The sequence below is a fragment of the Rhodanobacter sp. MP7CTX1 genome, assembly GCF_014205795.1.
Taxonomy (GTDB): Bacteria; Pseudomonadota; Gammaproteobacteria; order Xanthomonadales; family Rhodanobacteraceae; genus Rhodanobacter.
Genome location: NZ_JACHCN010000002.1, coordinates 111,852 through 138,731 on the forward strand (window position 1 = coordinate 111,852; position 26,880 = coordinate 138,731).

Here is a 26,880-nt window from a genome sequence, read left to right on the forward strand (position 1 = left end):
ACCTTTTCCATCCGGGCGAGGGTCGTCGCCGTTCTTCTTATTTGCAATAGCAAATTTGTCACGATTTGTTTCGCTTTTCTTCACACGGGTGGGCACACCTTCAGAAGTTAAGGGGGCGAAACGGCTGGGCGTTCGAATGGCACCGGGGTTCCATCCAGGCTCTCCGGGAGCTTCGTGAGTTCACTCAACAGCTAGGGGAGTCAGTCATGAAGAAATTTCTTCTCGCAGGTTTGTTGGGGGCATTGTTGATGCCCTCGGTAGTCATGGCGCAAAGCAGCTTCGACGGCACTTGGAAAATCGATTTGAGCAAGGCCCAGATGCCGAAAAAGCCGGACGTTTTGCTACTGCAGAACGGTATGTACGAGTGCAAGACATGCGCCCCGGCCATCAGCATAAAGGCGGATGGTGATGATCACCCGGTCACCGGGCACCCGTACTTCGACACGATGGCCCTCAAGGTAGTGGACGATCATACGGTCGAGGAAACCCAGAAGAAGGCCGGCAAGGTCGTGGCGACTTCGAAGACAGTGGTTGCGGCGGACGGAAAGACCGCAGCGTTCGAATTCAGCGACAGCAGCGATACCAATGCCGCAGCCGTGACAGGCAACGGCACCATGACGCGCGTGGCGATGGGACCGAAGGGTTCACACGCCATCTCGGGCTCCTGGCGGACCTCGAGTTATGGGAATGTCTCGGACAACGGACTGACCTTCACGTACAAGGTTGACGGCAACATGCTGAGCATGACCAGCCCAACCGGCCAGTCCTACAACGCGAAGCTGGATGGTTCGGACGCACCGTATGCGGGTGACCCCGGAACCACCAGCGTGTCGGTCAAGAAGCTCGGCAAGAACGGCATCCAGGAAACCGACAAGCGCAATGGAAAAGTCATCAGCGTCGCGAAAATGACCGTGGCCGCCGATGGCAAGACGATGACGATCGCAGTCAATGACATGCTGCACGGATCGACCAGCTCGTACGTGGCAACCAAGCAATAAATGCGAACGAGTGTCGCTGTTTTACCCTGCTTTAGTGGATCACCAGGACAAGTTTGAGGATTTGCGGGCCAGGGACGGCCTGCCACCGGTACTGACACGAGTCACCCGCCGCGCGAGGTGCTCCCACCCCTGCTTGCAGGGGTGGGTTGGGGCGGGGTGCTCTTGATCTGGCTCGTTCAGACACCGCTTTGAGTGCCTGGAAAATCCGGCCGCTGCGCGCGAAAACCTGGCAGGTTCAGCGACGAAATCCAGTGTCGTCCACACCGGTACTCTCCAAGAAAGCGTCGAGCAACGCGCCACGGTATTTCTGTCGGTGCAGCAGCAATGAAAGTTTGCGCCGCAGATCGAGGAACGGCGTTTTCAATGCCTTCAGCCGCCCCGCCGCCAGCGCGTCGGTGACAGCGACAGCAGGCAGGCACGCGATCCCCAGCCCGGCCACGACGACCTGTTTGATCGCCTCGATCTGATCCAGCTCCAGCACGGTTTCACCGGGAGGCAGCTGCGCCAGCACGTGCTCGCTGGTCGCGCGCGTGGCCGAACCGGGCTCGCGCAGCACCCAGCGGGCGCCCGCGAAGTCGGCCGGCTTCAGGCCACGCTTGCGCGCCAGTGGATGATCCGGCGGGGCGCATACCACTAGCAAATCGTCGCGCCACGGCCGCACTTCCAGCAGCGGATGGGCCACCGGCCCTTCGACGCAACCGACGTCCAGGCTGTGATCGAGCAGACCCGCCGCAATCGTTTCTGTATTGGCCACCCGCAAGCGAATCGCTACCTGTGGATGGCCGCGTACGAACGCGCCCAGCAGCTCGCCGACACGATAATTACCCACCGTATTGCTGGCGCCGATGCGCAGCTCACCAGCCAGCGCCGCGCTACCCTCGCTGCCGCGTCGGCTGAACTCGGCATGCCGCTCCAGCAATTCCTGCGCCAGCGGCAGCAGCTCGCGACCGCGCGCGTTCAGCCGCAATCGACCGCGCTCTCGCGCAAACACGGGCGCATCCAGCTGCCGCTCCATTTCAGCCAGCGCCATGCTGGCGGCGGGCTGGGTCAGGTATAGCCGCTCGGCAGCGGCGCGCACGCTGCCGTGCAGCGCTACCTGCACGAAGACCTCGAGCTGGCGGGGGCTGATATTGATCATCAGTTCATCTTATACCTTCAATCAGATATTCCAAGTTTTACTGATGGATGTGGGCGCGGACAATGACGTCATTCTCGGAGCCCCCAATGAACGTACCCTCGGTCGCCATTTCGTCCCCCAACCTGCGGCAACAAGTGCCCGGCCTGTTGCTGGCGGTGGTGATCGGCCTGCTCGCGCTGGTGCTTGGACGCTACGCGCCATTGATTGGCGGTCCAGTGATCGGCATCGTGCTGGGCATCATCGTGCGCAACCTGCTGGCTCCAGGCGAGCGTTACCAACCGGGTATCGCGTTCGCCGGCAAGTACGTGCTGCAATGGTCGATCATCGCACTCGGTTTCGGACTCAGCCTTAGCCAGGTGGTCAGGACCGGGCTCGAATCGCTGTCCGTGACGCTGGTGACCATGACGGTGGCGTTTCTTGCCGCATGGCTGCTCGGGCGCTGGCTGGGCGTGCACGACAAACTGAAGATCCTGATCGGCGTGGGTACCGCGATCTGCGGCGGTTCGGCCATCGCCGCAATCACCCCGATCATCCAGCCGGACGATCACGACACCGCGTTCGCGATCTCCACCATCTTTCTGTTCAACCTGATAGCCGTCCTGCTGTTTCCGCTGCTTGGCCACCTGATGCACATGTCGGACATGGGCTTCGGCCTGTGGGCTGGTACCGCTATCAACGACACCTCGTCTGTCGTCGCGGCGGGCTACAGCTATAGCAAGAGTGCCGGCGACTACGCCACCATCGTCAAGCTGACCCGCGCCACACTGATCATTCCCATCTGCCTTGTATTGGCGTTTGTGGTCGCTGCACGCGAAAAGCGCAAACTCAAGCAGGACGGTGGCGTCGGCCATTTCAGCCTCGCAAAAATCTTTCCGTGGTTCATCCTGTGGTTTCTGGTCGCCTCCGCCGTGCGCACTGCCGGCGTGATCCCCACGGTGATCCAGCCAGCGATTCACACGGCGGCGGAATTCCTGATCATCGTCGCGCTCACCGCGATCGGGCTGTCGGCTGACCTGCGCAAAATGGCCGCCACCGGCGTGCGTCCCATCCTGCTCGGCCTCGGCGTATGGATCGCCGTCGCCGTCAGCAGCCTGCTGGTACAGCTGACTATCGGGCAGCTCTGAGGTCACGCTGGTCAACCTGACTCATGAGCTGTCTACACAAACCGTGCCGGAGAAAGTCCAGCCCGAGGGATCAGGCAGCACGGCGCGGAGCAGCTTGCCGCCAGGGGTCACCCGGGGCCCTGAAATAATGTCTGAATACGTAGCCCCACGGTATGGCGATGGGAACCAGGACAATGCCCATCATGCATGCAAATAGTGTCTCGGACGCGTAGTCATCGAGACCTCCGGCAAGCCACATGCGCAGCGCGAAAGCGACGACCCAGATGACCTTCCAGAGGAGCTCGAAGAGTAGCAGCGGAAGCATCTTCAGCGGGTATCGCAGCCCCAGAGCAGAGAGCAGGGCCAGCGCGCCTAAAAGCGAACGAATCACGGTCTTCGCGTTGGCAACCGAATCAGGCGGGGCAATGATCAAGGGCCACACCATGTTTGCGAGCCCGACTGCGATGAGCAAGTACATCCCGCGAAGGAGATAGAGCCGCAATGTGCTGACTTCGGACATGAGTACTGAGCTCCTCAATCTGCTGGGGACGTAACCGACAGGCCATCTGCTACGTCCACCATGGGAGTGCGGACATCTCCATCTTGTCCGGCGCAAGGCGCTGGCTACAACTTGCCGATATCAGTCATGGGCGCTCGTAAGTGAACATAGCGCAGATCGCGAACCGCCGCGTGCGCCTTGCGCGGCAGCTCTCGACTTGTCTCCGGCGGGGGCTGGGGGAAAGAACAGGCAACTCAGGCTTTGCCCTGCTCCACCAGCGTCAGCGCCACTTTGTCGCGAAGATAGACGGGCAGCGCCAGTTCCGGCGCTTGTGCGCGACCGGCCCTGAATTCGCGCATGGCCAGTTCGGCGACGTGTGCGGCCTGCGGATAACGCATCCCGTCCGCCGAACGCAGCGTGCCGGTGAGGCGTTCGCACAACACCGTGGCATACGTCGCCCAACCACTACCGACCACCTGCCACGCAGCGGCCTGCGGCAATTGCAACGAGTCGGCGGTACAGACGCGCTCGTCGTCCAGCGCGATCAGTCCGCCGTTGTCATCACGCCGATAACAGGCCGCGTAGATCTCGCCCATCCGCGCATCGATCACCGCGAGAATCGCCGTACCTTCATCCTCAGGCGCTTCCAGCGCCAGCGCTGCCAGCGAGGAAATGGTGATCACCGGCAGACCCAGCGCCAGCGCCATACCCTGCGCCAGCGACACGCCAAGTCGCACGCCGGTGAATGCACCGGGACCGCGACCGACGGCGATCGCATCCAGTGCATGCCGGCCGATGCCGGCTTCGGCCAGCAACGCGTCAGCCATGGGCAACACCAGCTCGGTGTGCCGCCGCGGGGCGATCTCGCTGCGCGCGATCAATTCATCGCCGTGGATCAAGGCAACGGAGCAGGCTTCGGTGGCGGTTTCAATCGCGAGCAGATTCATGATGGCTCCATGATACCGGCTGGCGGCACGGTCGGCGGCATGCCCGGTGGCGTGCCCTGTCCGGAGGTCGTTGTCGGTACATAGGCGTACCAGTCGATGCGTCGGGTGAGATACATCATCAGCGCCACCATCACCAGCAGCACCAGCGCGCCAATCAGCAAGGCGTACTGCTCAGCGGCGATCAGGCCGTACAACATGGCGTAGATCACTGCCAGCACGCCTCCCAGCAACAGGCCGGCGCGGCGCGCGCGCAGCACCGCCATTGCGTAGCCACCCACGATGAACGCCACCGACGCGGCGGCCACTGCATAGGCCGCGCCAAAACCAATCTGTTCGGACAACGCCAGCAGCACCACGTAGAACGTGGCCAGTGCCGCGCCGACCAGCAAATACTGCACCGGATGCACGCGCAACCGTTTGAGCACCTCGAACAGGAAGAACGCAACGAACGTCATCGCGATGAATAGCAGCCCGTACTTACCGGCGCGTTCGTTGCGCTGATACACATCGACCGGCTGATACAACTGCACGCCGAACGCCGATGCCTGCAACGCCTGATCCAGGCCGTCGGCGCCATCAGTCCAGTGTTGGCCGTAGCTGCGATTGAGATCGAGCAGATGCCAGTGCGCGCTGAAGCCCTGTGCATCGATCTGGTGCTCGAGCGGCAGCGCAGCGCCTGTAAAACTCGGATCGCGCCACGGTGCGTGCATCGTCACGTCGGTGCTGCGTGCCAGCGGCAGCAACTGCAGTGACTCGGTGCCGGCCAGCTTGAGGCTGATTTCGACATCGATCGGCTGGCTGCCCAACGCCTCAATGTCAATCGGCACCACCACATTCGGCCATTTTCCAAGGCGATCCGCCGACGAATCGAAGCGTGCCGGCTTGCCGTTGATGCGCAGGTCGCTGACTTCCTGCAAACCGCGCAAATCACCGATCGGCAGGCGCAGTTCGGCCTTGCCGCCCTGCCATTGTGCCGTGCTGGCCTGGTGAAACTGCGCCAGATCTTCCGCCCGCCAGGTAGCCTTGAGCCTTACCGTCGATACAAATACCGGCGCGGCATAGATGCCATAGCGGCGGGTTTCCACGGCCATCGCAGCGTCTACTTTCAGCGTGTCAGCCAACATGCTTTCAGTGCCGGCGCGCCACTGTGGCGTCCCACTCTGTAAAGGCCCGCTGTCCGCGATGGCAAGTGGGCGCAGCGTCGGCACCGTCAGCACCGGACCACCCAGCACCTGCGAGCCGCCCCAGCCCTGGGCGATTTGCGCAATGGCTGTCTCGCGTAGCTGCTGGCGTTCACTCACCAGCCCGCTCACCTCCATCAACGGTATCGTCATCAACAATGCAAGCAAGCCGATGCCCAGCACCTTGGCCGTTACCGTTTGTGTCCAGTGGTTCATCGCCCGCACTCCCTTGATTGGAGTACCGATGAAAGCAGCCACATCGGCGGCATCGAGGGCGACGAGTGGCCCATGGCTGGCCGCGAGATGGCCTTGCGCTGCCCGTACCGACGGGCGCCGGCTTCCTCCGTGCAACTTCGCAGGGTCGGCGCGGTCAACCTGTTTCAGGTATCCGCTCGTTCCGCTGTCGGACCGATGTGATCCTCCAGGAGGGGTTTCCATGCGCACCGTGATCAGGTTTCTGGCACGCAACAAGGGCTTTATTACGTTCATGCTGTGCATGATCGTGTTCCGCAGCGCGGTAGCCGACTGGAACGTGGTGCCGACCGGCTCGATGCAGCCGACGATCCAGATTGGCGACCGCATTTTTGTCGACAAGGCGGCCTACGATGTGCGGCTGCCCTTCACGCATGTGTCGTTGATGCATCTGGCCGACCCTAAACGGGGGGACATCGTAGTGCTTGATTCACAAGCCGCCAACGAGCGCCTGGTGAAGCGTGTGATCGGCCTGCCCGGTGACGAAGTGGCGATGCGCGACAACGTGCTTTACATCAACGGCCACGCATCGAGCTATGCGCCAGCCGCCTATAGCGGCATCCATGACGACCTGCAGGATCCCGCTCGTTATGCCATTGAGCAGCTCGGCGATGTGCGCCATGCCGTGCGGCTTTCCGCGAACTGGCCAAGTCCAGCCAGCAATTACGGGCCGGTCATGGTGCCGGCCGACCACTACCTGCTGCTTGGCGACAATCGCGACAACAGCAAGGACTCGCGCTATCTGGGTTTCTTTGCACGCAATGAAATCGTGGGACGTTCGCGCTACGTCGCCGTTTCGCTGGACCCGGATCATTACTATCTGCCGCGGAAACATCGCTTCGGCACCGCGCTGGACTGACCAGTCAGTCCGTTGCACGGGACTCTTGGCGGACGTTCAGGCGTCCGCCACTTCCGTGCCCTGATGGAACACGATTTTCCAGTCGCCTGACGCACGGCTCCAGATAGTCGCGCGCCGGGTGCGGCGCTGACCCTGCAGCAGCGTGTAGGTGAGCAGAAAGATATTCGCCGCCAACTCGCGGCAATGAAAATCACTGGTTTCCCACGCGTCTTCATCGGACGAGTGGCGACGTGTGTCGAGCACGTCGAGGACGTACTGCCTGCTGTAACGACGACCGGACGCCCCCACCTCCCAAAAATCTGCTTCCATCATGCGTTCGAACTCCGCACGCGTGGTGCCGAACTCGGGACGATGGAAGATCGGTTCGCGCTCGCGCAACTGCTCGAGTACGCCGAGCAGTTCGGGCGCAGTGGACAGATCAGGTTCCATGTCGCGCCCCTGCAGGAATCACGAGGCGACAGGCCAGATAGAGGCGCGCATGTTTACGCGGGTGGCTGCCACAGCTCGATACGTGTGCCTTCCGGATCCATGAGCCAGCCGAAACGGCCGTATTCACTTTCATCGACACGGTCATCTACCTGGATGCCGTCAGCACGCAATTGCGCCAGCAGGGCATCGAGATCGTCGACGCGAAAGTTGATCATGTATGGCTGGGTGCTCGGCGCGAAATAGCCGGTATCGGCGGCAAACGGTGACCATAGCGTGTAGCCAGCACTACCCGCATTGTCTTCGAAACGGGCGCCGCCCCATTTCTCGACATTCAGGCCTAGATGCTTCGCGTACCACGCGCCGAGTGCAGCAGGGTCGCGTGCCTTGAAGAAGATACCGCCCAGTCCCGTGACCTTGGCCATCTGCTGTCTCCTCAACCCGTAGTGATTGTCGTTGTATTCGTCTCGTCAAAGAATGCCTGCACGTCAGCCAGTTCGCGCGTACGCGGCATCGGCGGCAGACTGGCCATAAACAGCCGCCCATAGCCTTTACTTGAAATCCGCGGATCGCACAATACCAACACTCCACGATCGTGCACGTCGCGGATCAAGCGGCCGGCTCCCTGCTTCAACGCAATCACGGCGTTGGGCACCTGCCAGCCCATGAACGGATTGATCCCGGATTGCTCCAGCGCATCAAGTCGCGCCATCAGTACCGGATCGTCAGGCGCGGCGAACGGAAGTTTGTCGATCACCACGACGCTGAGCGACTCGCCGACCACGTCAACGCCTTCCCAGAAACTTGCCGCGCCGAGCAACACCCCGTGACCACTCGCGCGAAACTCTTCCAGCAGGCGCGGTCGTGGCGCGGTGCCTTGCACGAACAGCGGCCATGGCACCTTGTCCTGCAGCAACTCGGCGGCACGCCGCAGCGCACGATGCGAAGTGAACAATAGAAACGCGCGACCACGCGATGCATGCAGCACTGGCAACACGGCCTCGATCACTTTTTCGGTGTAGTCACGGGCGTTCGGATCAGGCAGCGGCGGCGGCAGATAGCACAGGCCCTGGCGTGCATAGTCGAAAGGACTTTCCAGGCTCAACGTCTGCGGATCTTCCAGCCCGAGCTGGCGTGCGAAGTGGCCAAAGTCACCTGCTACCGACAATGTTGCCGAGGTATGAATCCAGGCGGCCTGCGTATGCTCGCGCAATGTGCGCATCGGCGCGGCCAGATCCAGCGGCGTGGCATACAACGCGAAGCCGCGTGGATAGTGTTCGTACCAGCGCACGTCGCGATCGCCGCGCCCTTCGACGATGCGATCCAGTCGATCGGCAAACAGGCCAGCGCGCTCGTGCAGGTTCGCGAAGCCGCGCGAGCGCTCTGCCTGTGAGGCAAGCAGTTCGGTCAGCGTGACCAGCAACTCGCGCAGATCACGCAGCGCTTCGCTCACGCCGGCGCGTTCCTCCAGTTGCTGAAATGCGCCACGTTGCGGCAACGTATCCATCGCCAGTCGCAGCCGGCGCGCCGCATCCTGTAGCGCCTCCACTGGCTCCAGCAACAAGCCGATCGCGCCGGTGATGCCGGTGCATTCAGTCAGCGCATCCTGCGCCAGCTCGGTCAACTGACGCGCGCTGACGCTCTGCGAAAAAAACTGCCCCGCCAGCTCGGGAATCTGGTGCGCCTCGTCAAGGATGAACGCTGAAGCACCCGGCAGGATTTCGCCGAAGCCTTCCTGCTTGAGAGCGAGGTCCGCAAACAGCAAATGGTGGTTCACCACCACGATGTCGGCCTCCTGCGCCTCGCGGCGAGCCTTCACCACATGGCAGTCGTCGAAGAACGGACACTCCACGCCCAGGCAATTTTCGGGCGTGGAGGTGACGCGTGGCCATAATGGCGACTCCTCGGGCACTTCGGCCAGTTCCATCCGGTCGCCGCGCCGCGTGCGTGCCGACCACGCGCGGATCGTCGCCAGCTGCGCCGCCTGGATTCGATCGAAGGTGGCGCCTTCGCGCACCGTCTGGTCGAGCCGATAGAGACACAGGTAATTCGCGCGGCCCTTCAACAGTGCTGCCTTCACACGCGTACCTAGCACCGAGCTCACTTTCGGCAGATCGCGGAAATACAGCTGATCCTGCAGCGTCTTGGTGCCGGTGGAGATGATCACCCGTTCACCCGACAACAGCGCCGGTACCAGGTACGCAAAGGTCTTGCCGGTACCGGTGCCGGCTTCCGCAATCAGCGTCTCGCGCCCGGCGATGGCCTGCTGCACTGCCCGCGCCATCAGCTGCTGCGCCTCGCGCGGTGCAAAGTTCGGCAGTTCGCGGGCAAACGGGCCATCGGCGCCGAGCAGCGTACCGATGTCATCCGGCTGGGTGTCATCGGGCCAGGTGGTGTGCGGACGCGTGTTATTGGAGCTGGTCATCCACGCAGTATCGCCCAGTGCCGACGCGTGGCAAACCGTTACGCTGGCATGGGCGATTTGGATAGTTCACCATGCCACCACCACATCGAGGGGGCGGATCATGACTACCGAATTGAACATGCTGGTCTGGAGCGTTGTACTGGGGCTGGTGCAGATTCTGATTGCCGCGACTTTTTCCACGGGCCAACGAGGCCTTGGCTGGGCTGTCAGCGCACGGGATACGACGCCACCTCTCACTGGTGTAGTCGCCCGGCTGGATCGCGCACGTGCCAATTTTCTCGAGACCTTTCCGATCTTCGTCGCCGTTGTGTTGGCCGCCCAGCTGCTGCAGCGCCACGACGCCATGACCATCCTGGGAGCGCAGCTCTACTTCTGGGCGCGAATTGTATATGTCCCGGTCTATGCCGCAGGTATTCCCTACCTGCGCACTTTGATCTGGGCGACGAGCATTGTCGGCATCGTGTTGCTGCTGGCAGCGCTGTTTTGAAGCAGCGTTAAACCAGAGGCCGTAGGTTGGGGTGAGCGCAGCGATGCCCAACGAAACTTCTCGGCAACGGGGAAGTTGGGCATCGCAGTGCTCACCCCAACCTACACAAGGCGCTCAATAGCGCTCAATACCGGCCTTGTGGCACTGCTGCACCCACTTGCGGGCGGTGTCGGCGCCCGGCGCATCGCCAGCTTGCAGACGCATCTCCACGATGGTCTGCCAGTTGCGCGCGCATAGCGGCCCAAGCTTGGGACCGATCGACCACGATTGATGAGCGAGCTTTTCGGCCGTCGTATAGTCCTTCAGTCGTACTGCGATTTCTGCGCGATCCTGCAGCAGGTCGGGCGAATCCGGACTGAGCTTGATGGCCTGATCGAGCTTGGCGGCAGCATCGGCGTAATGACCGGCTTGCTCGTCATTTTGCGCGTTGTCCTGCAACAGGGTGACGCCGGGGTCACGCAGCGGATTGACGCTGATGACGGACTTCTCGCGATCACCTGCCGTGCGGATCGCCGCGATCATGTCGTGATCCGGCACGACCGCGGGCTTGACCGGGGCCGGCGGCTCCGGAGCAAACAGACTGCACGCACCAAGCAGGGCGAAGACAACCAGCACAGGCAGGACGGAAAAACGCTTGAGAAAATGCAACATGATCAATTCCGGATCGGGGTATCGGGGTTGGGGGGCGACGGCGTACTGGCAGCAGAGGACGGCGCGCTGCCGCCGAACAGACTCTGCAGAAAACAACCTTCGGTATCCGCCGAAAGCGTGCCGGCGACGACCGGAAACTGCCGCGCGCCTTCGCATTGCGATTCGGTGCGCTTGCCATCGGTCGGATTGATCCACGCCATTTCCAGCCCGTCTGCCACGGTGGTGGGCAGCGCCTGCGTAGGCAGCTTGGCGAACAACTCGCGCCATGCGCGCAACCCACCATCGGCACCGAACAGGGTGGTCGGCTTGTTGTCGTCGCGGCCGATCCAGAACACCGCCAGATGTTCGCCGGTAAAGCCGGCAAACCAGCTGTCCCGCAAATCGTTGCTGGTACCGGTCTTGCCGGCGGCATGCAACCACTTCAGGTTCGAATCGCCAATCGCATGGGCGGTGCCGGTCAGTGCCACCTGCTGCATGGCCCACGTCACCAGCCGCACCGCGCTCTGGTATTCACCGTTGCCACTCTGTACCTGATAACGCTTGATGGTGCGGCCGTTGCCGTCGACAACGCCGCGCACTGCCACCAGCGGCAACGCGTGACCGTCCGCAGCCAGGTATTGGTAAAGCTGCGCTACCTGTAGCGGGGCCAGATCGAGTGCGCCAATCAGCAGCGATGGGCTGGGGCTCACATTGTCCAGGCCAAACGATTTCAGGAACGCCTGGATCCGCGGCAAACCCACTTCAAGACCCAGATGAATCGTGGCCAGGTTCCACGAATGCGCCAACGCATCGACCATCGGCAACTGGCCATGGCTCTGGTTGTCATCGTTGTGCGGCGTCCACATGCTGCCGTCTGGCTGGCGCATGCTGACCGGGCTGTCGTCGAGCAGGCTGGAAAGATTCCAGCGCTCCGGTTGCGTCAGTGCCACCAGATAGACGAAGGGCTTTACCAGCGAACCGATCGGCCGGCGTGCATCCAGCGCGCGATTGAAGCCCTGGTCGCCGGGAATCTTGCTGCCGACCACCGCCAGCACACTGCCGGTTTGCGCATCGGTCACCACACCTGCTGCCTGCACCGCATCGCCGCGCTTGCCGAGGCTTTGCAGCGCCGTGGTGATCGCCTGTTCGGTATACAGCTGGGCGGCCGGATCGAGCGTGGTGAAGACGGACAGGTTGCCATCCCGCAGCGACTGTTCGTCGAAATCGGCGGTGATCTGCGTGCGCACCAGTTGCAGAAACGCGGGGAAGCGATCATGCGGCAACTGACCGTTGTTGATGACGTCCAGCGGGGCAGCCTGAGCGCTGCTGGCCTGCGCGGCGTCGAGCAGGCCGGTATCGGCAAACTCTTGCAGCACGAGGTTGCGCCGGGTCAGTGCGCGATCCGGCGCGCGGCGCGGATCGTAGTAGCTGGGCCCTTTCACCATGCCGACCAGCAGTGCGATTTCCTGCGGCCGCAGATCCTCCATGCGACGGCCGAAGTAGAACTCGGACGCCGCTGCAAAACCACGTATGGCCTGGTCACCCTGCTGTCCGAGGAAGACATCGTTGACGTAGGCCTCGAGGATACGTCCCTTGCTGTAGTGCGCCTCGAGGAGCATCGACATCAGTGCTTCATTGATCTTGCGCGTGAAGTTCTGGTCGCGGCTCAGGAACAGGTTGCGCACGAGCTGCTGGGTCAGCGTGGAACCACCCTGCACGGTATGCCCGGCGCGCAGGTTCGCGAATGCGGCGCGAATGATCGCGCTGAAATCGATACCGATGTGATGTTTGAAATCACGATCCTCGACCGCCTGCAGACCGCTCAACAGCAGCGGCGGCACATCGGCCAGATGCACGAAGCGGCGTTCTTCCTGACTGGCGCCGTACAGCGTGGCGATGCGCGCCGGATCCAGATGCGTCAGCGCGATGGCTTTGTCGCCGACCATGTCCTGCACCGACTGCACCGTGCCGTTACCCAGGGTGACGCGAATATGTTTGGGCAGCTCGCCGCCATCGGGGCCGGCGTATCCGCGTGAGGTAATCAGGTAGCGCGTACCCTGCTTTACCCAACTGCCGGCCACCTGTCCGTGGCCGTCATCGCTGTAGCCTGCAAAGGTGAGCTCAAGCTCCAGTGCGGCCGGCGTCATCGGCGTGCCGGCCGCCAGCGGCAGCGGTCGCGCATAGACACGGGTGGGCACGGCAAACACCAGATCGTTGAAGCGATCCTGCACGCGCTTGTTCAACACCAGCGAGTACGGCAGCACGAAACCGAACAACAGGCCCATGCCGATCCAGAACGGGATGCGCAACCACGGCCAACAGGCGCGTGCGATCGAACGGGTACGGGTCAATAAGTCCAACGTGGGGAAATCCGGTAATAGGTGGGCCGATCATAGGGCCTGCCACCCGGCGGGCATCTGAACGCAAGGGCCGGTTCCGTGGCAAAACGCAGGCATTATGCCGGGTTGCGCCCTTACACCGGCAGTTTCCACACGGTCGGCTCGGGCCGGAACGGTCGTGGGCTGATGCCGAGCAAGCGCTGCAGTTCGCCGTTGTCGGCAACCAGATCGACATCCAGCCGGTTCAACGGGCCGCGCAGCCGCGGCAGCGCGTAACGGCCGAGCCGCAACAGCCAGGCCGGCAGGGGCAGCGGCAACGTAGCCTGTGGCAGGCTGCGGCGCACGCGCGCAAACATCTCGCCGGCCGGCAGGCGCTCGCCGCCGCCGATCGGCAGAATCCGTCCGGCAGCCGCCGAACATTCCAGCGCGGCCAGGACGGCCTGCGCAATATCGTCTGCATGCACGGGCTGGCGCAGGCCGTTGCCGGTCGGCAACGGAAATAGTCGCGTGCGCATCGCACGCCTGGCAATCGGCGTCAGGCTCTTGTCCAGCCCGGCACCGTAGATCAAGGTCGGCCGCAGCACCGTCCACGCGCAACCATGACGGGCGCAGGCTGCTGCCAGCGCCGCCTCGCCATCGCGCAACTGGCGGGAGATTGCACGCTCGGCGGGCATGCTGGAATCGCGTTTGGTTTCAGCGCTCATCGAGCTGGTGGCAATGACCCGCGGCGCGTCGATCAACGCACTGCGCGCGAGCCAATCGGCAAACGCCAGCAATGGACCAAAGCTGATGATGGCCGACAATGCAGGCAGCTCGGGCATGGCATCGGGCAGTTCACCCAGCAGCCACTGCACGCCGGATTGTGCGGGCTGCGGGTGTCGACTCAACGCGATCACCGGCTCACCGCAGGCCGAAAGCCGCGGCAACAGGAAGTGACCGATCTGACTGCTTCCCCCAAGGACCAGAACCGTCATATCACGCTCACGGTCCGCCCTGTAGTCGCGCACTCAGATCCAGTACGCGCGGTTGATTTGGCGCCAACTTGCGTGCCTGCTCCAGCGACTGGCTGGCGCCGACGCGATCACCGCTGGCCAGCTGCTTTTCAGCCTGATCAAGCCAGGCCGTGACCAATCGCCCGCTCAACGCGACTTGTGCTGCATCGCCGGGCGCCAGATCGGACAGGTCGGCGCGCATCTCGCCGGCCTGCGCCAGGTCGCCGTGGGCCAGCGCCTGATTGAACTGTTGCTCGACCTGTGCGGGCAACGCCTGCAGCCCCTGCAGGGCGGACGCGTTGTTGCCGTCGATGGACAACGCATTGCGATATAGGTCATAGGCACTGTCGCCGGGCGGCAACATGATGTTGCCGTGCGCAGCCGCGGCCTGCGCACGCTGCACCAGGTGGGCTACGGCGGCGCTTTGCTGCGGCGACAGCGCGGCAGGTGCTGCCGACGCCACTTCGTCGTCCTGCTGCGCCGGCGCTGCGGCGGGTATTTGCCGTGCGCTGCTGTGCAGACGTGCCTGCGCAGCAGCGAGATCTGCCGATTTCGGCGCCAGCGCAGCAGCCTGATCCAGCAGCTTGGTCGCTTGCGTCGCATCGTCGGCATCGATCGCCGCGTTCGCCTGCACGATCAATGCCTGCGCCACCTGGCCGAGGCCAGCCCGGGCCTGCGAATTGTCTGGATCGAGTGCGAGCGCGGCTTTGAAATGAGCCAGCGCGGTGTCGTCGCCATCACCGCTGATGCGGCCAGCGCGCAGGGCGTCCAGCCCCTGCCTCAGCGCACCGTCAAGTGCGTCGCTATCCAGTTTGCGGTCCTGTGCCTGCAAGGCGCGCAGCGCCGGCAGCGCACCGTTGTTGGGCTGCAGTGTGGCGAGCTGCTCGATACTGGCGTTCGCCGTCGCCCGGTCGTTCGCATCGAATGCCTTGTGCGCCTGCACGGCCAACGCGTCGCCCACCTGATCCAGTCCGTGAGCCGCCACGGCGTTACCCGGGTCGGCCTGCAGCATCCGTTTGTACAGCGCGCCTGCGCCACGCGGGCCGTCCAGCTTGCCGGCGGCCAGCGCCTGCTGCGCCTGATCAACCAGATCCGTGGGCTGTACCTGCGCCGCACGCTTGCTGCTGATGGCGCTATCCAGCCGGTCGATGTCGCTGCCGCCGCCGAGTAGCTCGCGGGCCACCGCTGCCTGTTGCGTCGCCTGATCGAGATGCCCCGCCTGCAGCGCCGCATCGGCTTGCGCCAACTCGGCCTGGCCTACTTGGCGCAAGCCGTCGTGGGCACGGTCGTTGTCAGGCTCCAATGCCACCGCCGCCTGAAACAGCTCACGCGCGCTGGTGCCGTCCTGGCCGTCCAGATGGCCGGCTTGCAATGCCTGCTGCGCGCGCCCCAGCACATCGTTCAACTCGGTACGCGGCAACATCCCGCGCAAGCGGTTCTGATTGAACCAGACCCCGGCAAGCAACCCGATCAACACCAATAGCAGTAGCGGAATCAGCCAGCCACGCCGACTGTCGCGTGACCTTGGCACCGCCGTCGCTGGACGGGAATGGCGCGCTTCGACGGTCACCTGCGGCAAGCCGTCATCGGATGGAACGCGCGGCGCATCCAGGTGATCGAGATCACCCAGGGTGGGTTCGGTGCGACCGTGTGAATCCGCTTCGTGCTGGTCTCGGCGTCCGCTCATAATCCATGTCGTTGAAAGCAACTGATGCAGCTTAGCATTGGGCTGGGGCCGCGCTTTGCGCCGCAATCACGGGCGTTCAGCTTGGGCGTAGCCGGTGCGGAGGGCCGGCCCAGCAACGCAGCCCGCAGAACAGCCCGGCAGTCAGCCGACGCCCAGCCGCCGCGCCTCGACCACGTTCGGCAGGGCGTGCAATTTACCGAGCAGGGTCGACAATTGCTCGAAATCACGTACACGCAGGGTGAAACGCATTTCCACCTCGCCGCTGCGCGCGAACATGCGGCTGGACGAGGCAATGATGTGGGTGGCGGCGTTGCTGATGACGCTGGTGACATCCTTCTGCAAGCCCTTGCGGTCGTAGCCGCGGATTTCGATGTCGACCTCGTACGCCTGGCTGGCCGCGCTGCCCCAGGTCACTTCGATCACCCGATCCGGATCGCGTCGTGCCAACCGCGCCAGGCTGGTGCAATCGGCGCGGTGTACCGACACGCCGCGCCCCCTGGTGATGAAGCCGCGGACAGGGTCCCCGGGCAACGGCTGGCAACAGCGCGCCAGCGTGGTCAGCAGGTTGCCGATACCCTCGATGCTGAGCGCAGCATGGTCGAGAGTGGCCGGCCGCGCAGCCAGCGGCGGCGCTGACTGAGTCATCTCCGGCGGCTGCGCGGCTTCCTGCAATACGCGGGCGATCTGGCCGGGAGTGATTTCACCCAACGCCAGTGACACCAGCAGTTCGTCGTGATTCTTCAGATGGAAGTGCGCCGGCAGCTTCGCCACGTCCGCCGTCGACAGCGCCAATCGCTTCAGTTCACGCTCGAACATGCTGCGACCGACCGCCAGATTGGTGTCATGGGCGATCCGCCGAAACCACGCACGCACTTTGTCGCGCGCCCGCGCGGTGTGCAGATAGCCATGATGAGGCGACAGCCAGTCGCGGCTGGGATCGGCCACCTTGGTGGTGAGGATTTCCACCCGATCGCCACTTTGCGGCTGAAACGTCAGCGGCACGATGCGACCGTTGACCTTGGCGCCACGGCAGCGATGACCGACTTCGGTATGTATCAGGTAGGCAAAATCCAGCACGGTCGCGCCGCGTGCCAGATCGAAGACTTCGCCCTTGGGGGTGAGCAGGTAGACGCGATCTTCCAGCAGCTCGGTGTGCAGGTCGGCAGCCAGCGCATTGTCGTCTTCGCCACGTGGCTCCAGCAGTTTGCGCATCCAGGCGATCTTCGCCTCGAACTCGGCATCGCCGCTGCCGCCTTCCTTGTAACGCCAGTGCGCGGCCACACCCAGCTCGTTCGCGCGATGCATCTCGTGCGTGCGGATCTGCACTTCCAGCGTCCTGCCGGCTGGCCCCAGTACGGCCGTATGAAGCGAGCGGTAACCGTTGGCCTTGGGTCGGGCGATGTAGTCGTCGAACTCGCCCGGCAGATGCGGCCAGCGCGCATGCACGACGCCGAGCGCGGCATAGCAATCGGTCACATTGTCGACCAGCACGCGCACCGCGCGGATGTCGTACAGATCGGAAAAATCCAGCGACTTGCGCTGCATCTTCTTCCAGATCGAATAGATGTGCTTGGGCCGCCCGGCGAGCTCGGCATGGATGCTGGCCGCGGCGAGTGCCTGCTGCAACTCGTCCAGCGCATCGCGGATGAAACCTTCGCGATCGGCACGCCGTTCGTCCAACAGCCTGGCGATGCGCTTGTAGACATCCGGCTGCAGGTAGCGGAACGCCAGATCCTCGAGTTCCCATTTCAACTGCCAGATGCCCAGCCGGTTCGCCAGCGGCGCATGGATGTCGCGGGTCAGTCGCGCCAGCGCGGCGCTCTGCTCCGCTGGCAGCGCCGCTGCCGAGCGCATTCGCGCCAGCTGTCGCGCGAGCAACACAAACACCACGCGCAGATCTCGCACGATGGCCAGCAGCAATCGGCGCAGACCTTCGGCCGCACCCTCGGGCGCTCGCTGCGCATGCAACGCCCACACCTGCTCGGCCGCCTGCTGGCCACCGACCAGGCGTTGCAGCTCCGCGGGAAGCCTGGTGCCCTGCGCCGTCCACAATGGGGGATCGACGCGCGCCAATTCAAACCATAGCGCCGCAGCCTGGGTCTGCGCATCGCAGCCAAGCATGTCCAGCAGGTCCAGTACATCGCAGCACTCGGCCTCGGGCACCGGATGCAACGTGCATGCCTGCACGGCCTCGGCCAGCAGTGGCGACAGCACACCGGCACGATCGCGCCATTGCAGCAGGCTGGAGGGTTTGGCGGCTTGGGCCATGGTGCGTGGATCCTTTACAGACGGCCATAGTAAAGCCTGTCCAAAATCTTGGCGCAGCTCCGCTCAACCCAACCTGCGCACTGCGCACATCTATGCACTGCCCCCTCCCCTGCTTGCAGGGGAGGGTTGGGGAGGGGTGCTCTTGGCCGCAGTGAGAGCTTTACCCCCTCCCAACCTCCCCCTGCTAGCAGGGGGAGGCGCAGAGCCGGCGACCGGGCTTGCGGATATGCTTCCGCGAGAAACAAGGCGAGCTTGGCTTGGAGGCCGGTTACCGCGCAGAATCGTGCACTACGCCATCACTCCCGTCCTCACCCAACACTATCGTTGCCCATTACAGCCTGCGGTCCGCCGCGCCCAGAGGATTCACCCCCATGATGATTCGCCCACGTCACCTGCTCCTGTCGACCTTGCTCGCGCTACCGCTGTGCTGCCTGTCCGTGCACGCACAAGAAGCGCCGGCGCCCGGGTTGCAGCAGCGCATGACCAGCGACGAGTTCAAGGCCGCCGGCCTGGACAAGCTGTCACCACAGGAATTGCAGAGCCTCGATCAGTGGCTGAGCGCGCATCCCAAAGTCACCACCAAGGTCGTCACCGCGACGGGCAAGCCGGTGTTCTATCCGGAAAAGGCGTCGCGTAGCAGGATCGATGCCCATATCGTCGGGCATTTCGATGGCTGGGGCGGCAGTACCGAGTTCAAGCTTGACAATGGCCAGGTGTGGAGACAGGCCGATTCGGGCAGCACGTCCTGCCCTTCCAGGGAAAATCCCTGGGTCAAGATCAAGCCGATGATGCTGGGTAACTGGCTGATGTACGTGCAAGATTGCAACGACAGCATTCACGTCCTGCGCGAGCAGTGAGCCGCTGATTCACGACAGCGCCGCCAGCGCCTTCGCCAGCCGCTTGGCCGACACCGGCTCGGCGGTTTTCAGCTCCTGAGCGAATAGCGACACGCGCCATTCCTCGATCAACCAGCGCAGTTCGGCTAGATCCGCTGCGCTGGTTCCAGCGGCACGGTGTTTCAGATACTCGCGCCAGTACGGGATGACCTGCAGCAGCCGCTGCTGGTCTTTCGCAGGATCCTGCCGCAGACGCTCCGCCCGCAAGCGCATCGCTTTCAGATAACGCGGGTAATGCGCCAGCCGCGCCGGCGACAGTTCACGCAGGAAACCCGGCGTGAGCAGCGCATCACATTGCTCACGCAGATCGTCATAGCTGGCGCGCGCAAACCCCAGCAACGGTGGCTGCAGCCACGGCTTCAATTCCGCCTGCGCTTCAATGATCGGCTCGGCCAGCTTCAGGCGCTCGACGCCGGCGCCGAACAACTCGCGCGAACACTGCGCGCGAAGCGTCTCGAACGCACCAGCGGTACGTACGTCCAGTTCGTGTTGCTCGAGCAGATCGGTGAAGCCACCTTCGAGCAGATCCTCACGCAGGCCATCCACGCCGCCCAGCGGTGCGTACTTCAGGGCCAGCGGGTTGCTGATCGGCAACCGCCGCCGCGCTTGCTTGGCGTCGCTCGCCAGCGCATTGCGCAGCAGCCGCACCACGCCTTGCGAGTGAGCGTCGTGCGCCTCATCGGCGCGCTCGAACACACGCAGCGCCACCGTCTCACCCAGATCGACCAGCGCCGGGAACGCCAGCAAACCGCTGTCGGAACGCACCTGCGCCGGAATCTCCGCCAAGTCCCAACTCGTCACGTCCTCGCGGGTCAGCTCGATATCCGTCTTGCGCGAGAACGCCTCGCGCGCCTGGCCTTCCCACTGGCGGCGCAATGCGATCAGGTCGCGTCCGCTGGCTAGTGTCTTGCCCTGCTCGTCATGCAGCCGGTAGCGCATGTGGAAATGCGCCGGCAAGTCGACCGCGGCGAATTCGGCCGCTGCCACTTCGACGCCGGTGGCACGTTTCAGGAACGCGGCCAAGGTCTTCGCCAGCGGTTCGTCACGCGGGGACTCGGCCTCGACAAACGCACGCGCGAAGTCCGGTGCCGGCACAAAATTTCGCCTCAGCGATTTCGGCAAGCCGCGGATCAGCTCGGCCACTTTCTCGCCCAGCAAGCCGGGCACCAACCATTCGCAGCGAGCTGTCGGCAAGGCATTCAGCATGGCCAACGGCAGGTGCAGGGTCACGCCGTCGGCCTCGTCGCCGGGCATGAAGCGGTATTCGAGTCGGTAGCGGTGATTGGCAAACTCCAACGTTGCCGGAAATGCGTTCGCATCCAGCCCGGCGCCGCCGGCCATCACGTCGTCCAGCGACCAGCGCAATGCGGCCTGTTCGGCAGGACGCGTCTTGCGATACCACGCTTCCAGCGCGCGAACGCTGGCGATTTCCTCGGGCAGCTTGCCTTCGAAGAACGCGACCAGTTCGTCTTCGTGACGGATCAGGCCTTCGCGGCGCTGCTTCGCCTCGATGCCGCGCGCCTCCTCCAGCACGCGCTGGTTTGCGCGCACGAAGTCGACGCGGGTATCGATGTCGCCACGAGTTAGTGCCTCGCGCAGGAAGATCGCATGTGCCAACGGAGAATCCTGTTGCTGGAACGTCACCGGCCGCTTCTCGACCAGGACCAGCCCGAACAGGCTGACCTGCTCGTAGGCCACGACCGCGCCGCGCTTCTTCGACCAATGCGCATCACGGCAGTTGGCACGCAGCAAGTGCGCTGCCTGCTGTTCGATCCACAACGGCTCGATCCGCGCATTCATCATGCCCCACACGCGCCCGCCCACATCGAGGATCTGCGCGGAAAACACCCAGGCCGGCAGTGCCTTGGACAGCGCCGAGCCGGGAAATACGTGGAACTTGCGCTCACGGGTGCTGAGGTAGACGCCCTTCTCGTCCTTGCGTCCGACCTGGGTCGGCAGGCCCGCGAGCAGGCTGCGGTGGACGCCTTCGTACAGGCGATCAGCCTCACTACCCGAGGCCGAGTCGCCACCTCTCCCCGGTGGGGAGAGGGCTGGGGCGAGGGTCCGGTGCTCGCCGGAAGTCGCTTTGCTCCCTCCCCTGCTTGCAGGGGAGGGTTGGGGTGGGGTGCTCTTCGCCGCGCCAAGAGCATCATCCCCTTCCAACCTCCCCTTGCGAGCAGGGGGAGGAGCAGTGCGTGCGGTGCTGCGCGAGCCTGCCCGCTCACCCCAAGCCTCTCCCCGCTGGGGTGAGGGGGCAACAGCTGGGGGCGTCGCGACAACGTCATGCCGCCAGCCCAGCTCTTGCACCACAAGCAGCAACTGCCGATGCAGCTCGCGCCATTCGCGCATGCGCATGAAGCTGAGAAAATGCCTTGAACACCAATCGCGCAACTTCGATTGGGTCAGCTCCTCGTGCGCGGTGTGGTACTCGCGCCACAGATTCAGCACACCGACGAAGTCGGATTTCGGGTCAGCAAAAGCGGCATGTGCCGCATCCGCCTGCTGACGCGCGTCGGAGGGGCGTTCGCGTGGATCCTGCACGCTGAGGAAGCTGACGATGGTCAGCAGCTCGCGCAAACTGTGCAGCTTTTCGCCCTCGACCAGCATCCGCGCCAGCTGCACGTCGATCGGCAGTCGTGCGAGCACGCGGCCGATCGCGGTGAGTTTGCGCGTCTCGTCGATTGCCGAAATTTCCGCCAAACGCCGGTAGCCATCCGCCACCACCCGCGGATCGGGCGCTTCCAGAAACGGAAAATCCTCCACCTCGCCAAGCTGCAGCGCCAGCATGCGCAGGATCACGTTGGCCAGTGACGAGCGCAGTAATTCCGGATCGGTATAGGCGGCGCGGCTGGTGTAGTCGGCCTCGTCATACAACCGATAGCAGATGCCCGCCGCCACTCGGCCACAGCGTCCCTTGCGCTGGTCGGCCGCGGCCTGCGAAATCGGCTCAACGTGCAATCGTTCGAGCTGGCTGCGCTGGCTGTAACGCTTCACCCGCGCCGTGCCGGTGTCGATCACATAGCGAATGCGCGGTACCGTCAGTGAGGTCTCCGCCACATTGGTCGCCAGCACGACGCGGCGCTTGATACCGGGCTTGAACACGCGATCCTGATCGCCAGCGGACAGCCGCGCGTACAGCGGCATGATTTCCGTTTCGCGATACTGCCGCCGCGACAGCAGCAGATGGGCGTCGCGGATCTCGCGTTCGCCAGGCAGGAAAATCAGTACGTCGCCGCGGGGATCGTCGTGGCTGATTTCATCCAGCACGGCAGCGATATGTTCGGCACTGCCTTCCTGAAACGCATCGCGCGCCCTCTGTTGGAGCGCACCCTGTGCGCGATGCTCTTTCTGCGGCACCGACGAAGATCCATCGCGCACAGGGCGCGCTCCTGCAGGTGCGACAGCATCCAGTGAGCGCCAACGCACTTCCACCGGAAACGCACGTCCTTCCACCGCAACCACCGGAGCACCGTCGAAGTGCTCGGCAAAACGCGCCGTGTCGATCGTCGCCGAGGTGACGATGATCTTCAGCTCCGGTCGCTTCACTGCCAACCGCTTGAGATAGCCGAGCAGGAAATCGATATTGAGGCTGCGTTCGTGCGCCTCGTCGATGATGATGGTGTCGTAGCTCGACAGCCAGGGATCGCCCTGCGTCTCGGCGAGCAGGATGCCGTCGGTCATGAACTTGATCAGGCTGCGCTCGGACACCTGGTCGTTGAAGCGCACCTGGAAACCCACCACGTCGCCGACCTGGCTGCCAAGCTCCTCGGCGACGCGGCGCGCCACCGAACGCGCAGCCAACCGGCGCGGCTGGGTGCAGCCGATCATGCCGGCCTCGCCGCGACCGGCGGCGAGGCACAGCTTCGGCAGCTGGGTGGTCTTGCCCGAGCCGGTCTCACCGGCGATCACTACTATTTGATGCTTGCGGATCAAGTCGATGATGTCGTCGGCGCGCGCGCTGATCGGCAGCGATTCGTCCAGTCGGATGGCCGGTTTCGCAGCAACCCGGGCCTGCCGCGCGGCGGCGGAGCGCTCGATATCGGCAACCAGCTTCGCCAGCTTGGCTTCGTCAGGTCGACGTGACAGCACGCGCCAGCGCCCCAGCAGGCGACCGAAATCGCGACTGGATACCGAATCCAGCGCGTTGCGCAACGAGCGAATGCGAGTGTCAGCGGTGGCTTCGGGAGCGGGCATGGAGACATCGGTTGATCGGGCCGCACATGATAGCCGCTGACTCATTGACTCATCCGGCAACCGTTCGCCAGCGGGCCGAACCGATAGCCGCCGGCTATCACCAGCATCGGCAGGATTCATTTCCAAAGCGGTACGCCCAGCCACTACTGTTTACCCCAAGGCACCCCTCAACCACAGGTAAGGATCAACACATGGCCATTTCCATCGGTATCGCCAAGAAGGATCGCGAACAGGTCGCCAAGCACCTGTCCAAGTTGCTGGCCGATACCTATTCGCTGTACCTGAAGACGCACAGCTTTCACTGGAACATCACCGGGCCGCAGTTCAACAGCCTGCACACCATGTTCGAAACCCAATACAACGAGCTGTGGCTGGCCGCTGACGAAGTCGCCGAGCGCATCCGCACGCTCGATGTGTTCGCCCCGGGCTCCTACAGCCAGTTCGGCAAGCTCACCTCGATCAAGGAAGAGGCCGGCGTGCCGGAGTGGAAGGAAATGGTGAACCAGCTGGTCGAAGGCCACGAAATCGCCGCGCACACCGCCCGCGGAACCATCAAGGCCGCCGACGCTGCCGGCGACGAAGGCACCGCCGACATGGTCACCGGCCGCCTGAAGGAACATGAGAAAACCGCCTGGATGCTCCGCTCGCTGCTCAGGTAAGCACGCCAAGGCATGTTCCCCACCCGGATGAAACAGACGGTGCCAGCGCAAGCTGGCGCCGTTTTGCCGCCAGCCACCGGGACCGGTCCCAGCGCGCAGATCGTCCTCGAATCTCGGCCATTCCCGCCCGCGCCTGACCTCGCACTGAAAGCTACTGACGCTTTTGGTTGAGCCCACGGCCTTGCATTGGTTAAGCTCCTCAGGCTCCACCGCCTGTTGCGCAGGCTTCCCCCGGGGATTTTTTTGAGCACCACCGCAGTAAACCAAGACAGCCGATATCCCCTGCTCACTGCCCTGGTGCTTGCGCTGGTCGTGGCCGCCATGAACATCGGTCTGTGGTGGTGGGGCAACCTGCCGCATGGCCCTGACGACTGGCACGGCAACATCAGCGGCTTCTCGCTGTCGGTATTCCAGCGCTACCAGAGCCCATTCAAGCAGGATTTCCCGAATGACCAGCAGATCGACGACGATCTGAAGTTGCTGCGCAAGTACACCGGTAATGTGCGCACCTACACGATGCAGCAGAACCCGCAACTGTATCGGCTGGCAGAAAAAGACGGCCTGAAGGTAATGGCTGGTGCCGAGATCGACAAACGGCTGGACAACAATGAGAAAGAGATCTCCACGCTGATCGCGATGGCGCGGCAGTACCCGGGCACGATCAACCGGGTGATCGTGGGCAACGAGACCTTGTTCCGCAACGACCTCACGCCCGAGCAGATGATGGTCTATCTCGATCGCGTGCGCGCAGCGCTGCACCAGCCGGTGTCGATCGCCGAGCCCGATTACATCTGGCTCAAGTATCCCGAACTTGCCGAGCATGTGGACTTCATCACCATCCACTTGTTCCCCTTCTGGAATGGCATACCGGTCGTCGTCAATGCCCGCGATCCCGCGCAACGCAACGCAGCATTGAATGCAGCGCTGGGCTCCTATCACGCGATCCGGCAACGCTTCCCGAACAAGCCGGTCGTAGTCGGCGAAATCGGTTGGCCGTCGAATGGCGATCGTCACGAATATGCCGATCCCTCGGTCTCCAACGAAGCGATCTTCATCCGCGAATGGCTCAACGCGGCCAAAGCTGAAAACATCGACTACTACCTGCTCGAAGCGTTCGACCAGCCGTGGAAGGAAGACCTCGGCGAAGGTCGCACTGGCGCTTACTGGGGCATGTTCAACGCCGACCGTCAGCCGAAGTTCCCGTTCGTCGGCCCGGTGACAGAAGACACCGCATGGCCGTGGAAGGCCATTGCAGCGAGCCTGCTGGCGCTGTTCCCGATGATCTGGTTCGCACGCAGCTTCAGCCGCTTCAAGCTGATGGGCCGCTTTTTCTTCTGCGCGCTGATCCAGCTCGCCTGCGGCTTGATCACCTGGTCGGCCACACTGCCGTTCAACTTCTATCTGAGTTGGGTCGACTGGACCATGCTGGTGCTGTTGTTCCCGGCGCAGATCGCGATCCTGTCGATCCTGCTGATCAACGGCTTCGAATTCACCGAAGTGCTGTGGCGACGCGAATGGGTGCGCCATGCCAGCATGCTGACGCCCGATCCGCCGGAAAAGCAGCCGTTCGTGTCGATCCATCTGGCCTGCTACAACGAACCGCCGGAAATGGTGATCATCACGCTCGATTCGCTGGCCGCGCTCGATTACGCGAACTACGAAGTGCTGGTGATCGACAACAACACCAAGGATCCGGCGGTGTGGAAGCCGGTGCAGGAATACTGCGAAAAACTCGGCAAGCACTTCCGCTTCTTCCATCTGGAACCGTGGCCGGGTTACAAGGCCGGCGCACTGAACTTCGGCCTGAAGGAAACCGACCCGCGCGCCGATGTGGTCGCGGTGATCGACGCCGATTACGAAGTGCGTGCCGACTGGCTGGCTACCCTCACCGGCCACTTCCATGATCCGAAGGTCGCCGTGGTGCAGTGCCCGCAGGCGCATCGCGAGTTCGAGCACAACACGTTCCGCCGGATGACGGCGTGGGAGTACGACGGCTTCTTCCGCATCGGCATGCACCATCGCAACGAGCGCAACGCGATCATTCAGCACGGCACCATGACGATGGTGCGCCGCTCGGCCCTGGAAGGCACCGGTGGCTGGTCGGAGTGGACGATCTGCGAAGACGCCGAACTCGGCCTGCGCCTGATGCATGCCGGTTACGACCTGGTCTATGTCGATGAACTGATGGGCAAGGGTCTCACCCCCGCGGACTTCAAAGCGTACAAGAGCCAGCGCTATCGCTGGGCGTTCGGCGCGATGCAGATCCTGAAAGGCCGCTGGAGCTGGATGACCAAGCCGGGCCCGCTGTCGGGTGGCCAGCGCTTCCACTTCCTCACCGGCTGGTTCAGCTGGTTCGCCGATGCGCTGCACCTGATCTTTACGCTGATGGCGATCTTCTGGACCGCCGGCATGGTCGCGTACCCGCAGCTGTTCAGCCTGCCGATGCAGCTGTTCCTGATCCCGGTGATCGGATTCTTCTTCGCGAAGGCGATCTTCGGCATCGTGCTGTACCGTGCCCGCGTGCCGTGCAGCTGGTACGACACCTTGATGGCGTCGCTGGCCAGCATGGGACTCAGTCACGCGATCGCGCGCGGCATCCTGCATGGGCTGACCCGCGAGAAGACCTCGTTCGTGGTGACCGCCAAGAGTCGGCGTCTGGGCGGCAGCAATTTCGCCGCGTTTGCGCCGGTGCGCGAGGAAGGACTGATGGCGATCGCACTGGCGCTGTGCATCGTCGGCATGGCGCTGGGTTACGGCACCCGCTATATCGAAGGCACATTGTGGATCTTCATCCTCGCCGCGCAGTCGATCCCGTACGTCTCAGCGGTGATCGGCGCGTGGATTGCGCACAAAGCGGGCGACAAGGCCGGCTGATCGGCACTCCCCCTGGCTCTGACTTG

Annotated in this window: 20 protein-coding genes; 7 read left to right on the forward strand and 13 right to left on the reverse strand. The window is 63.5% G+C overall.

The window, feature by feature from the left end; translation table 11 throughout:
- Positions 1-206: 206 nt before the first annotated feature.
- Complete coding sequence (locus HDE77_RS03185) at positions 207-998, forward strand: hypothetical protein (RefSeq protein ID WP_255482519.1); 792 nt, start codon at positions 207-209, stop codon at positions 996-998.
- Between the two features lie 235 nt (positions 999-1,233).
- Here HDE77_RS03185 and HDE77_RS03190 read toward each other — a convergent pair whose 3' ends face one another.
- Positions 1,234-2,136 (reverse strand): LysR family transcriptional regulator, encoded by a 903-nt coding sequence (locus HDE77_RS03190; RefSeq protein WP_184415715.1) that lies wholly within the window; start codon positions 2,134-2,136, stop codon positions 1,234-1,236.
- Between the two features lie 86 nt (positions 2,137-2,222).
- Between HDE77_RS03190 and HDE77_RS03195 the strand changes: the two genes are divergently transcribed.
- Complete coding sequence (locus tag HDE77_RS03195) at positions 2,223-3,260, forward strand: YeiH family protein (protein ID WP_184415716.1); 1,038 nt, start codon at positions 2,223-2,225, stop codon at positions 3,258-3,260.
- Positions 3,261-3,330: 70 nt separating this feature from the next.
- Here HDE77_RS03195 and HDE77_RS03200 read toward each other — a convergent pair whose 3' ends face one another.
- From HDE77_RS03200 to creD, 3 genes are all read right to left on the reverse strand, one after another.
- Positions 3,331-3,759 carry a hypothetical protein gene (locus HDE77_RS03200; protein WP_184415717.1) on the reverse strand — a complete coding sequence of 143 codons (429 nt, stop codon included), beginning with the start codon at positions 3,757-3,759 and terminating at the stop codon, positions 3,331-3,333.
- 233 nt (positions 3,760-3,992) lie between these two features.
- Positions 3,993-4,685, reverse strand: a complete 693-nt coding sequence (gene tsaB / locus HDE77_RS03205) for a tRNA (adenosine(37)-N6)-threonylcarbamoyltransferase complex dimerization subunit type 1 TsaB (protein ID WP_184415718.1) — start codon at positions 4,683-4,685, stop codon at positions 3,993-3,995.
- The gene (creD, locus tag HDE77_RS03210) at positions 4,682-6,082 is read right to left on the reverse strand and encodes a cell envelope integrity protein CreD (RefSeq protein WP_184415719.1); all 1,401 of its coding nucleotides are present in this window, start codon (positions 6,080-6,082) and stop codon (positions 4,682-4,684) included. The genes tsaB and creD overlap by 4 nt, the downstream gene beginning before the upstream one ends.
- 220 nt (positions 6,083-6,302) lie before the next feature.
- On the opposite strand from creD, the gene lepB reads away from it, so the two are divergent.
- Positions 6,303-6,977, forward strand: a complete 675-nt coding sequence (lepB, locus tag HDE77_RS03215; protein WP_184415720.1) for a signal peptidase I — start codon at positions 6,303-6,305, stop codon at positions 6,975-6,977.
- 36 nt (positions 6,978-7,013) lie between these two features.
- Here the strand turns inward: lepB and HDE77_RS03220 are convergent, their stop codons facing one another.
- From HDE77_RS03220 to HDE77_RS03230, 3 genes are read right to left on the reverse strand one after another with little or no spacing between them, the layout of a single operon-like run.
- Positions 7,014-7,406 carry a DUF4440 domain-containing protein gene (locus HDE77_RS03220; protein WP_184415721.1) on the reverse strand — a complete coding sequence of 131 codons (393 nt, stop codon included), beginning with the start codon at positions 7,404-7,406 and terminating at the stop codon, positions 7,014-7,016.
- Between the two features lie 53 nt (positions 7,407-7,459).
- Entirely contained in the window at positions 7,460-7,828 is a 369-nt protein-coding gene (locus tag HDE77_RS03225) for a VOC family protein (protein ID WP_184415722.1), read from the reverse strand.
- Between the two features lie 11 nt (positions 7,829-7,839).
- The gene (locus tag HDE77_RS03230) at positions 7,840-9,828 is read right to left on the reverse strand and encodes an ATP-dependent DNA helicase (protein ID WP_184415723.1); all 1,989 of its coding nucleotides are present in this window, start codon (positions 9,826-9,828) and stop codon (positions 7,840-7,842) included.
- Positions 9,829-9,928: 100 nt separating this feature from the next.
- Here HDE77_RS03230 and HDE77_RS03235 point away from each other — a divergent pair, with 100 nt between their 5' ends.
- The gene (locus HDE77_RS03235; protein ID WP_184415724.1) at positions 9,929-10,315 is read left to right on the forward strand and encodes an MAPEG family protein; all 387 of its coding nucleotides are present in this window, start codon (positions 9,929-9,931) and stop codon (positions 10,313-10,315) included.
- Positions 10,316-10,429: 114 nt separating this feature from the next.
- Here the strand turns inward: HDE77_RS03235 and HDE77_RS03240 are convergent, their stop codons facing one another.
- The 5 genes from HDE77_RS03240 to HDE77_RS03260 all read right to left on the reverse strand — a co-directional run bounded on the left by HDE77_RS03240 (position 10,430) and on the right by HDE77_RS03260 (position 18,231).
- The gene (locus tag HDE77_RS03240; RefSeq protein ID WP_184415725.1) at positions 10,430-10,966 is read right to left on the reverse strand and encodes a tetratricopeptide repeat protein; all 537 of its coding nucleotides are present in this window, start codon (positions 10,964-10,966) and stop codon (positions 10,430-10,432) included.
- A 2-nt stretch (positions 10,967-10,968) separates the two neighbouring features.
- Positions 10,969-13,305, reverse strand: a complete 2,337-nt coding sequence (mrcB, locus tag HDE77_RS03245; protein ID WP_184415726.1) for a penicillin-binding protein 1B — start codon at positions 13,303-13,305, stop codon at positions 10,969-10,971.
- Between the two features lie 113 nt (positions 13,306-13,418).
- Entirely contained in the window at positions 13,419-14,258 is an 840-nt protein-coding gene (locus tag HDE77_RS03250; RefSeq protein ID WP_184415727.1) for an NAD-dependent epimerase/dehydratase family protein, read from the reverse strand.
- A gap of 7 nt (positions 14,259-14,265) precedes the next feature.
- Complete coding sequence (locus HDE77_RS03255; RefSeq protein ID WP_184415728.1) at positions 14,266-15,963, reverse strand: hypothetical protein; 1,698 nt, start codon at positions 15,961-15,963, stop codon at positions 14,266-14,268.
- Positions 15,964-16,104: 141 nt separating this feature from the next.
- Positions 16,105-18,231 (reverse strand): bifunctional (p)ppGpp synthetase/guanosine-3',5'-bis(diphosphate) 3'-pyrophosphohydrolase, encoded by a 2,127-nt coding sequence (locus HDE77_RS03260; protein WP_184415729.1) that lies wholly within the window; start codon positions 18,229-18,231, stop codon positions 16,105-16,107.
- Between the two features lie 371 nt (positions 18,232-18,602).
- Between HDE77_RS03260 and HDE77_RS03265 the strand changes: the two genes are divergently transcribed.
- Positions 18,603-19,088 carry a hypothetical protein gene (locus HDE77_RS03265; RefSeq protein WP_184415730.1) on the forward strand — a complete coding sequence of 162 codons (486 nt, stop codon included), beginning with the start codon at positions 18,603-18,605 and terminating at the stop codon, positions 19,086-19,088.
- 9 nt (positions 19,089-19,097) lie between these two features.
- On the opposite strand, the gene hrpA is transcribed toward HDE77_RS03265, so the two are convergent.
- Complete coding sequence (hrpA, locus tag HDE77_RS03270; RefSeq protein WP_184415731.1) at positions 19,098-23,321, reverse strand: ATP-dependent RNA helicase HrpA; 4,224 nt, start codon at positions 23,319-23,321, stop codon at positions 19,098-19,100.
- Between the two features lie 191 nt (positions 23,322-23,512).
- Between hrpA and HDE77_RS03275 the strand changes: the two genes are divergently transcribed.
- Both HDE77_RS03275 and HDE77_RS03280 read left to right on the forward strand, forming a co-directional pair.
- Positions 23,513-23,980, forward strand: coding sequence for a Dps family protein (locus HDE77_RS03275; RefSeq protein WP_184415732.1), 468 nt, complete (start codon positions 23,513-23,515; stop codon positions 23,978-23,980).
- Between the two features lie 243 nt (positions 23,981-24,223).
- Positions 24,224-26,854, forward strand: coding sequence for a glycosyltransferase family 2 protein (locus HDE77_RS03280; protein ID WP_184415733.1), 2,631 nt, complete (start codon positions 24,224-24,226; stop codon positions 26,852-26,854).
- Positions 26,855-26,880 lie beyond the last annotated feature (26 nt).

What these genes read in the sequence shown, in the direction of transcription:
- HDE77_RS03255 (WP_184415728.1), bottom strand. Translation starts at nt 15,963, where the DNA reads ATGAGCGGACGCCGAGACCAGCACGAAGCGGATTCACACGGTCGCACC.
- HDE77_RS03235 (WP_184415724.1), top strand. Translation starts at nt 9,929, where the DNA reads ATGACTACCGAATTGAACATGCTGGTCTGGAGCGTTGTACTGGGGCTG.
- tsaB (WP_184415718.1), bottom strand. Translation starts at nt 4,685, where the DNA reads ATGAATCTGCTCGCGATTGAAACCGCCACCGAAGCCTGCTCCGTTGCC.
- creD (WP_184415719.1), bottom strand. Translation starts at nt 6,082, where the DNA reads ATGAACCACTGGACACAAACGGTAACGGCCAAGGTGCTGGGCATCGGC.
- HDE77_RS03260 (WP_184415729.1), bottom strand. Translation starts at nt 18,231, where the DNA reads ATGGCCCAAGCCGCCAAACCCTCCAGCCTGCTGCAATGGCGCGATCGT.
- HDE77_RS03275 (WP_184415732.1), top strand. Translation starts at nt 23,513, where the DNA reads ATGGCCATTTCCATCGGTATCGCCAAGAAGGATCGCGAACAGGTCGCC.
- hrpA (WP_184415731.1), bottom strand. Translation starts at nt 23,321, where the DNA reads ATGCCCGCTCCCGAAGCCACCGCTGACACTCGCATTCGCTCGTTGCGC.
- HDE77_RS03185 (WP_255482519.1), top strand. Translation starts at nt 207, where the DNA reads ATGAAGAAATTTCTTCTCGCAGGTTTGTTGGGGGCATTGTTGATGCCC.
- HDE77_RS03220 (WP_184415721.1), bottom strand. Translation starts at nt 7,406, where the DNA reads ATGGAACCTGATCTGTCCACTGCGCCCGAACTGCTCGGCGTACTCGAG.
- HDE77_RS03200 (WP_184415717.1), bottom strand. Translation starts at nt 3,759, where the DNA reads ATGTCCGAAGTCAGCACATTGCGGCTCTATCTCCTTCGCGGGATGTAC.
- HDE77_RS03190 (WP_184415715.1), bottom strand. Translation starts at nt 2,136, where the DNA reads ATGATCAATATCAGCCCCCGCCAGCTCGAGGTCTTCGTGCAGGTAGCG.
- HDE77_RS03225 (WP_184415722.1), bottom strand. Translation starts at nt 7,828, where the DNA reads ATGGCCAAGGTCACGGGACTGGGCGGTATCTTCTTCAAGGCACGCGAC.
- lepB (WP_184415720.1), top strand. Translation starts at nt 6,303, where the DNA reads ATGCGCACCGTGATCAGGTTTCTGGCACGCAACAAGGGCTTTATTACG.
- HDE77_RS03250 (WP_184415727.1), bottom strand. Translation starts at nt 14,258, where the DNA reads ATGACGGTTCTGGTCCTTGGGGGAAGCAGTCAGATCGGTCACTTCCTG.
- HDE77_RS03240 (WP_184415725.1), bottom strand. Translation starts at nt 10,966, where the DNA reads ATGTTGCATTTTCTCAAGCGTTTTTCCGTCCTGCCTGTGCTGGTTGTC.
- HDE77_RS03230 (WP_184415723.1), bottom strand. Translation starts at nt 9,828, where the DNA reads ATGACCAGCTCCAATAACACGCGTCCGCACACCACCTGGCCCGATGAC.
- HDE77_RS03265 (WP_184415730.1), top strand. Translation starts at nt 18,603, where the DNA reads ATGATGATTCGCCCACGTCACCTGCTCCTGTCGACCTTGCTCGCGCTA.
- HDE77_RS03195 (WP_184415716.1), top strand. Translation starts at nt 2,223, where the DNA reads ATGAACGTACCCTCGGTCGCCATTTCGTCCCCCAACCTGCGGCAACAA.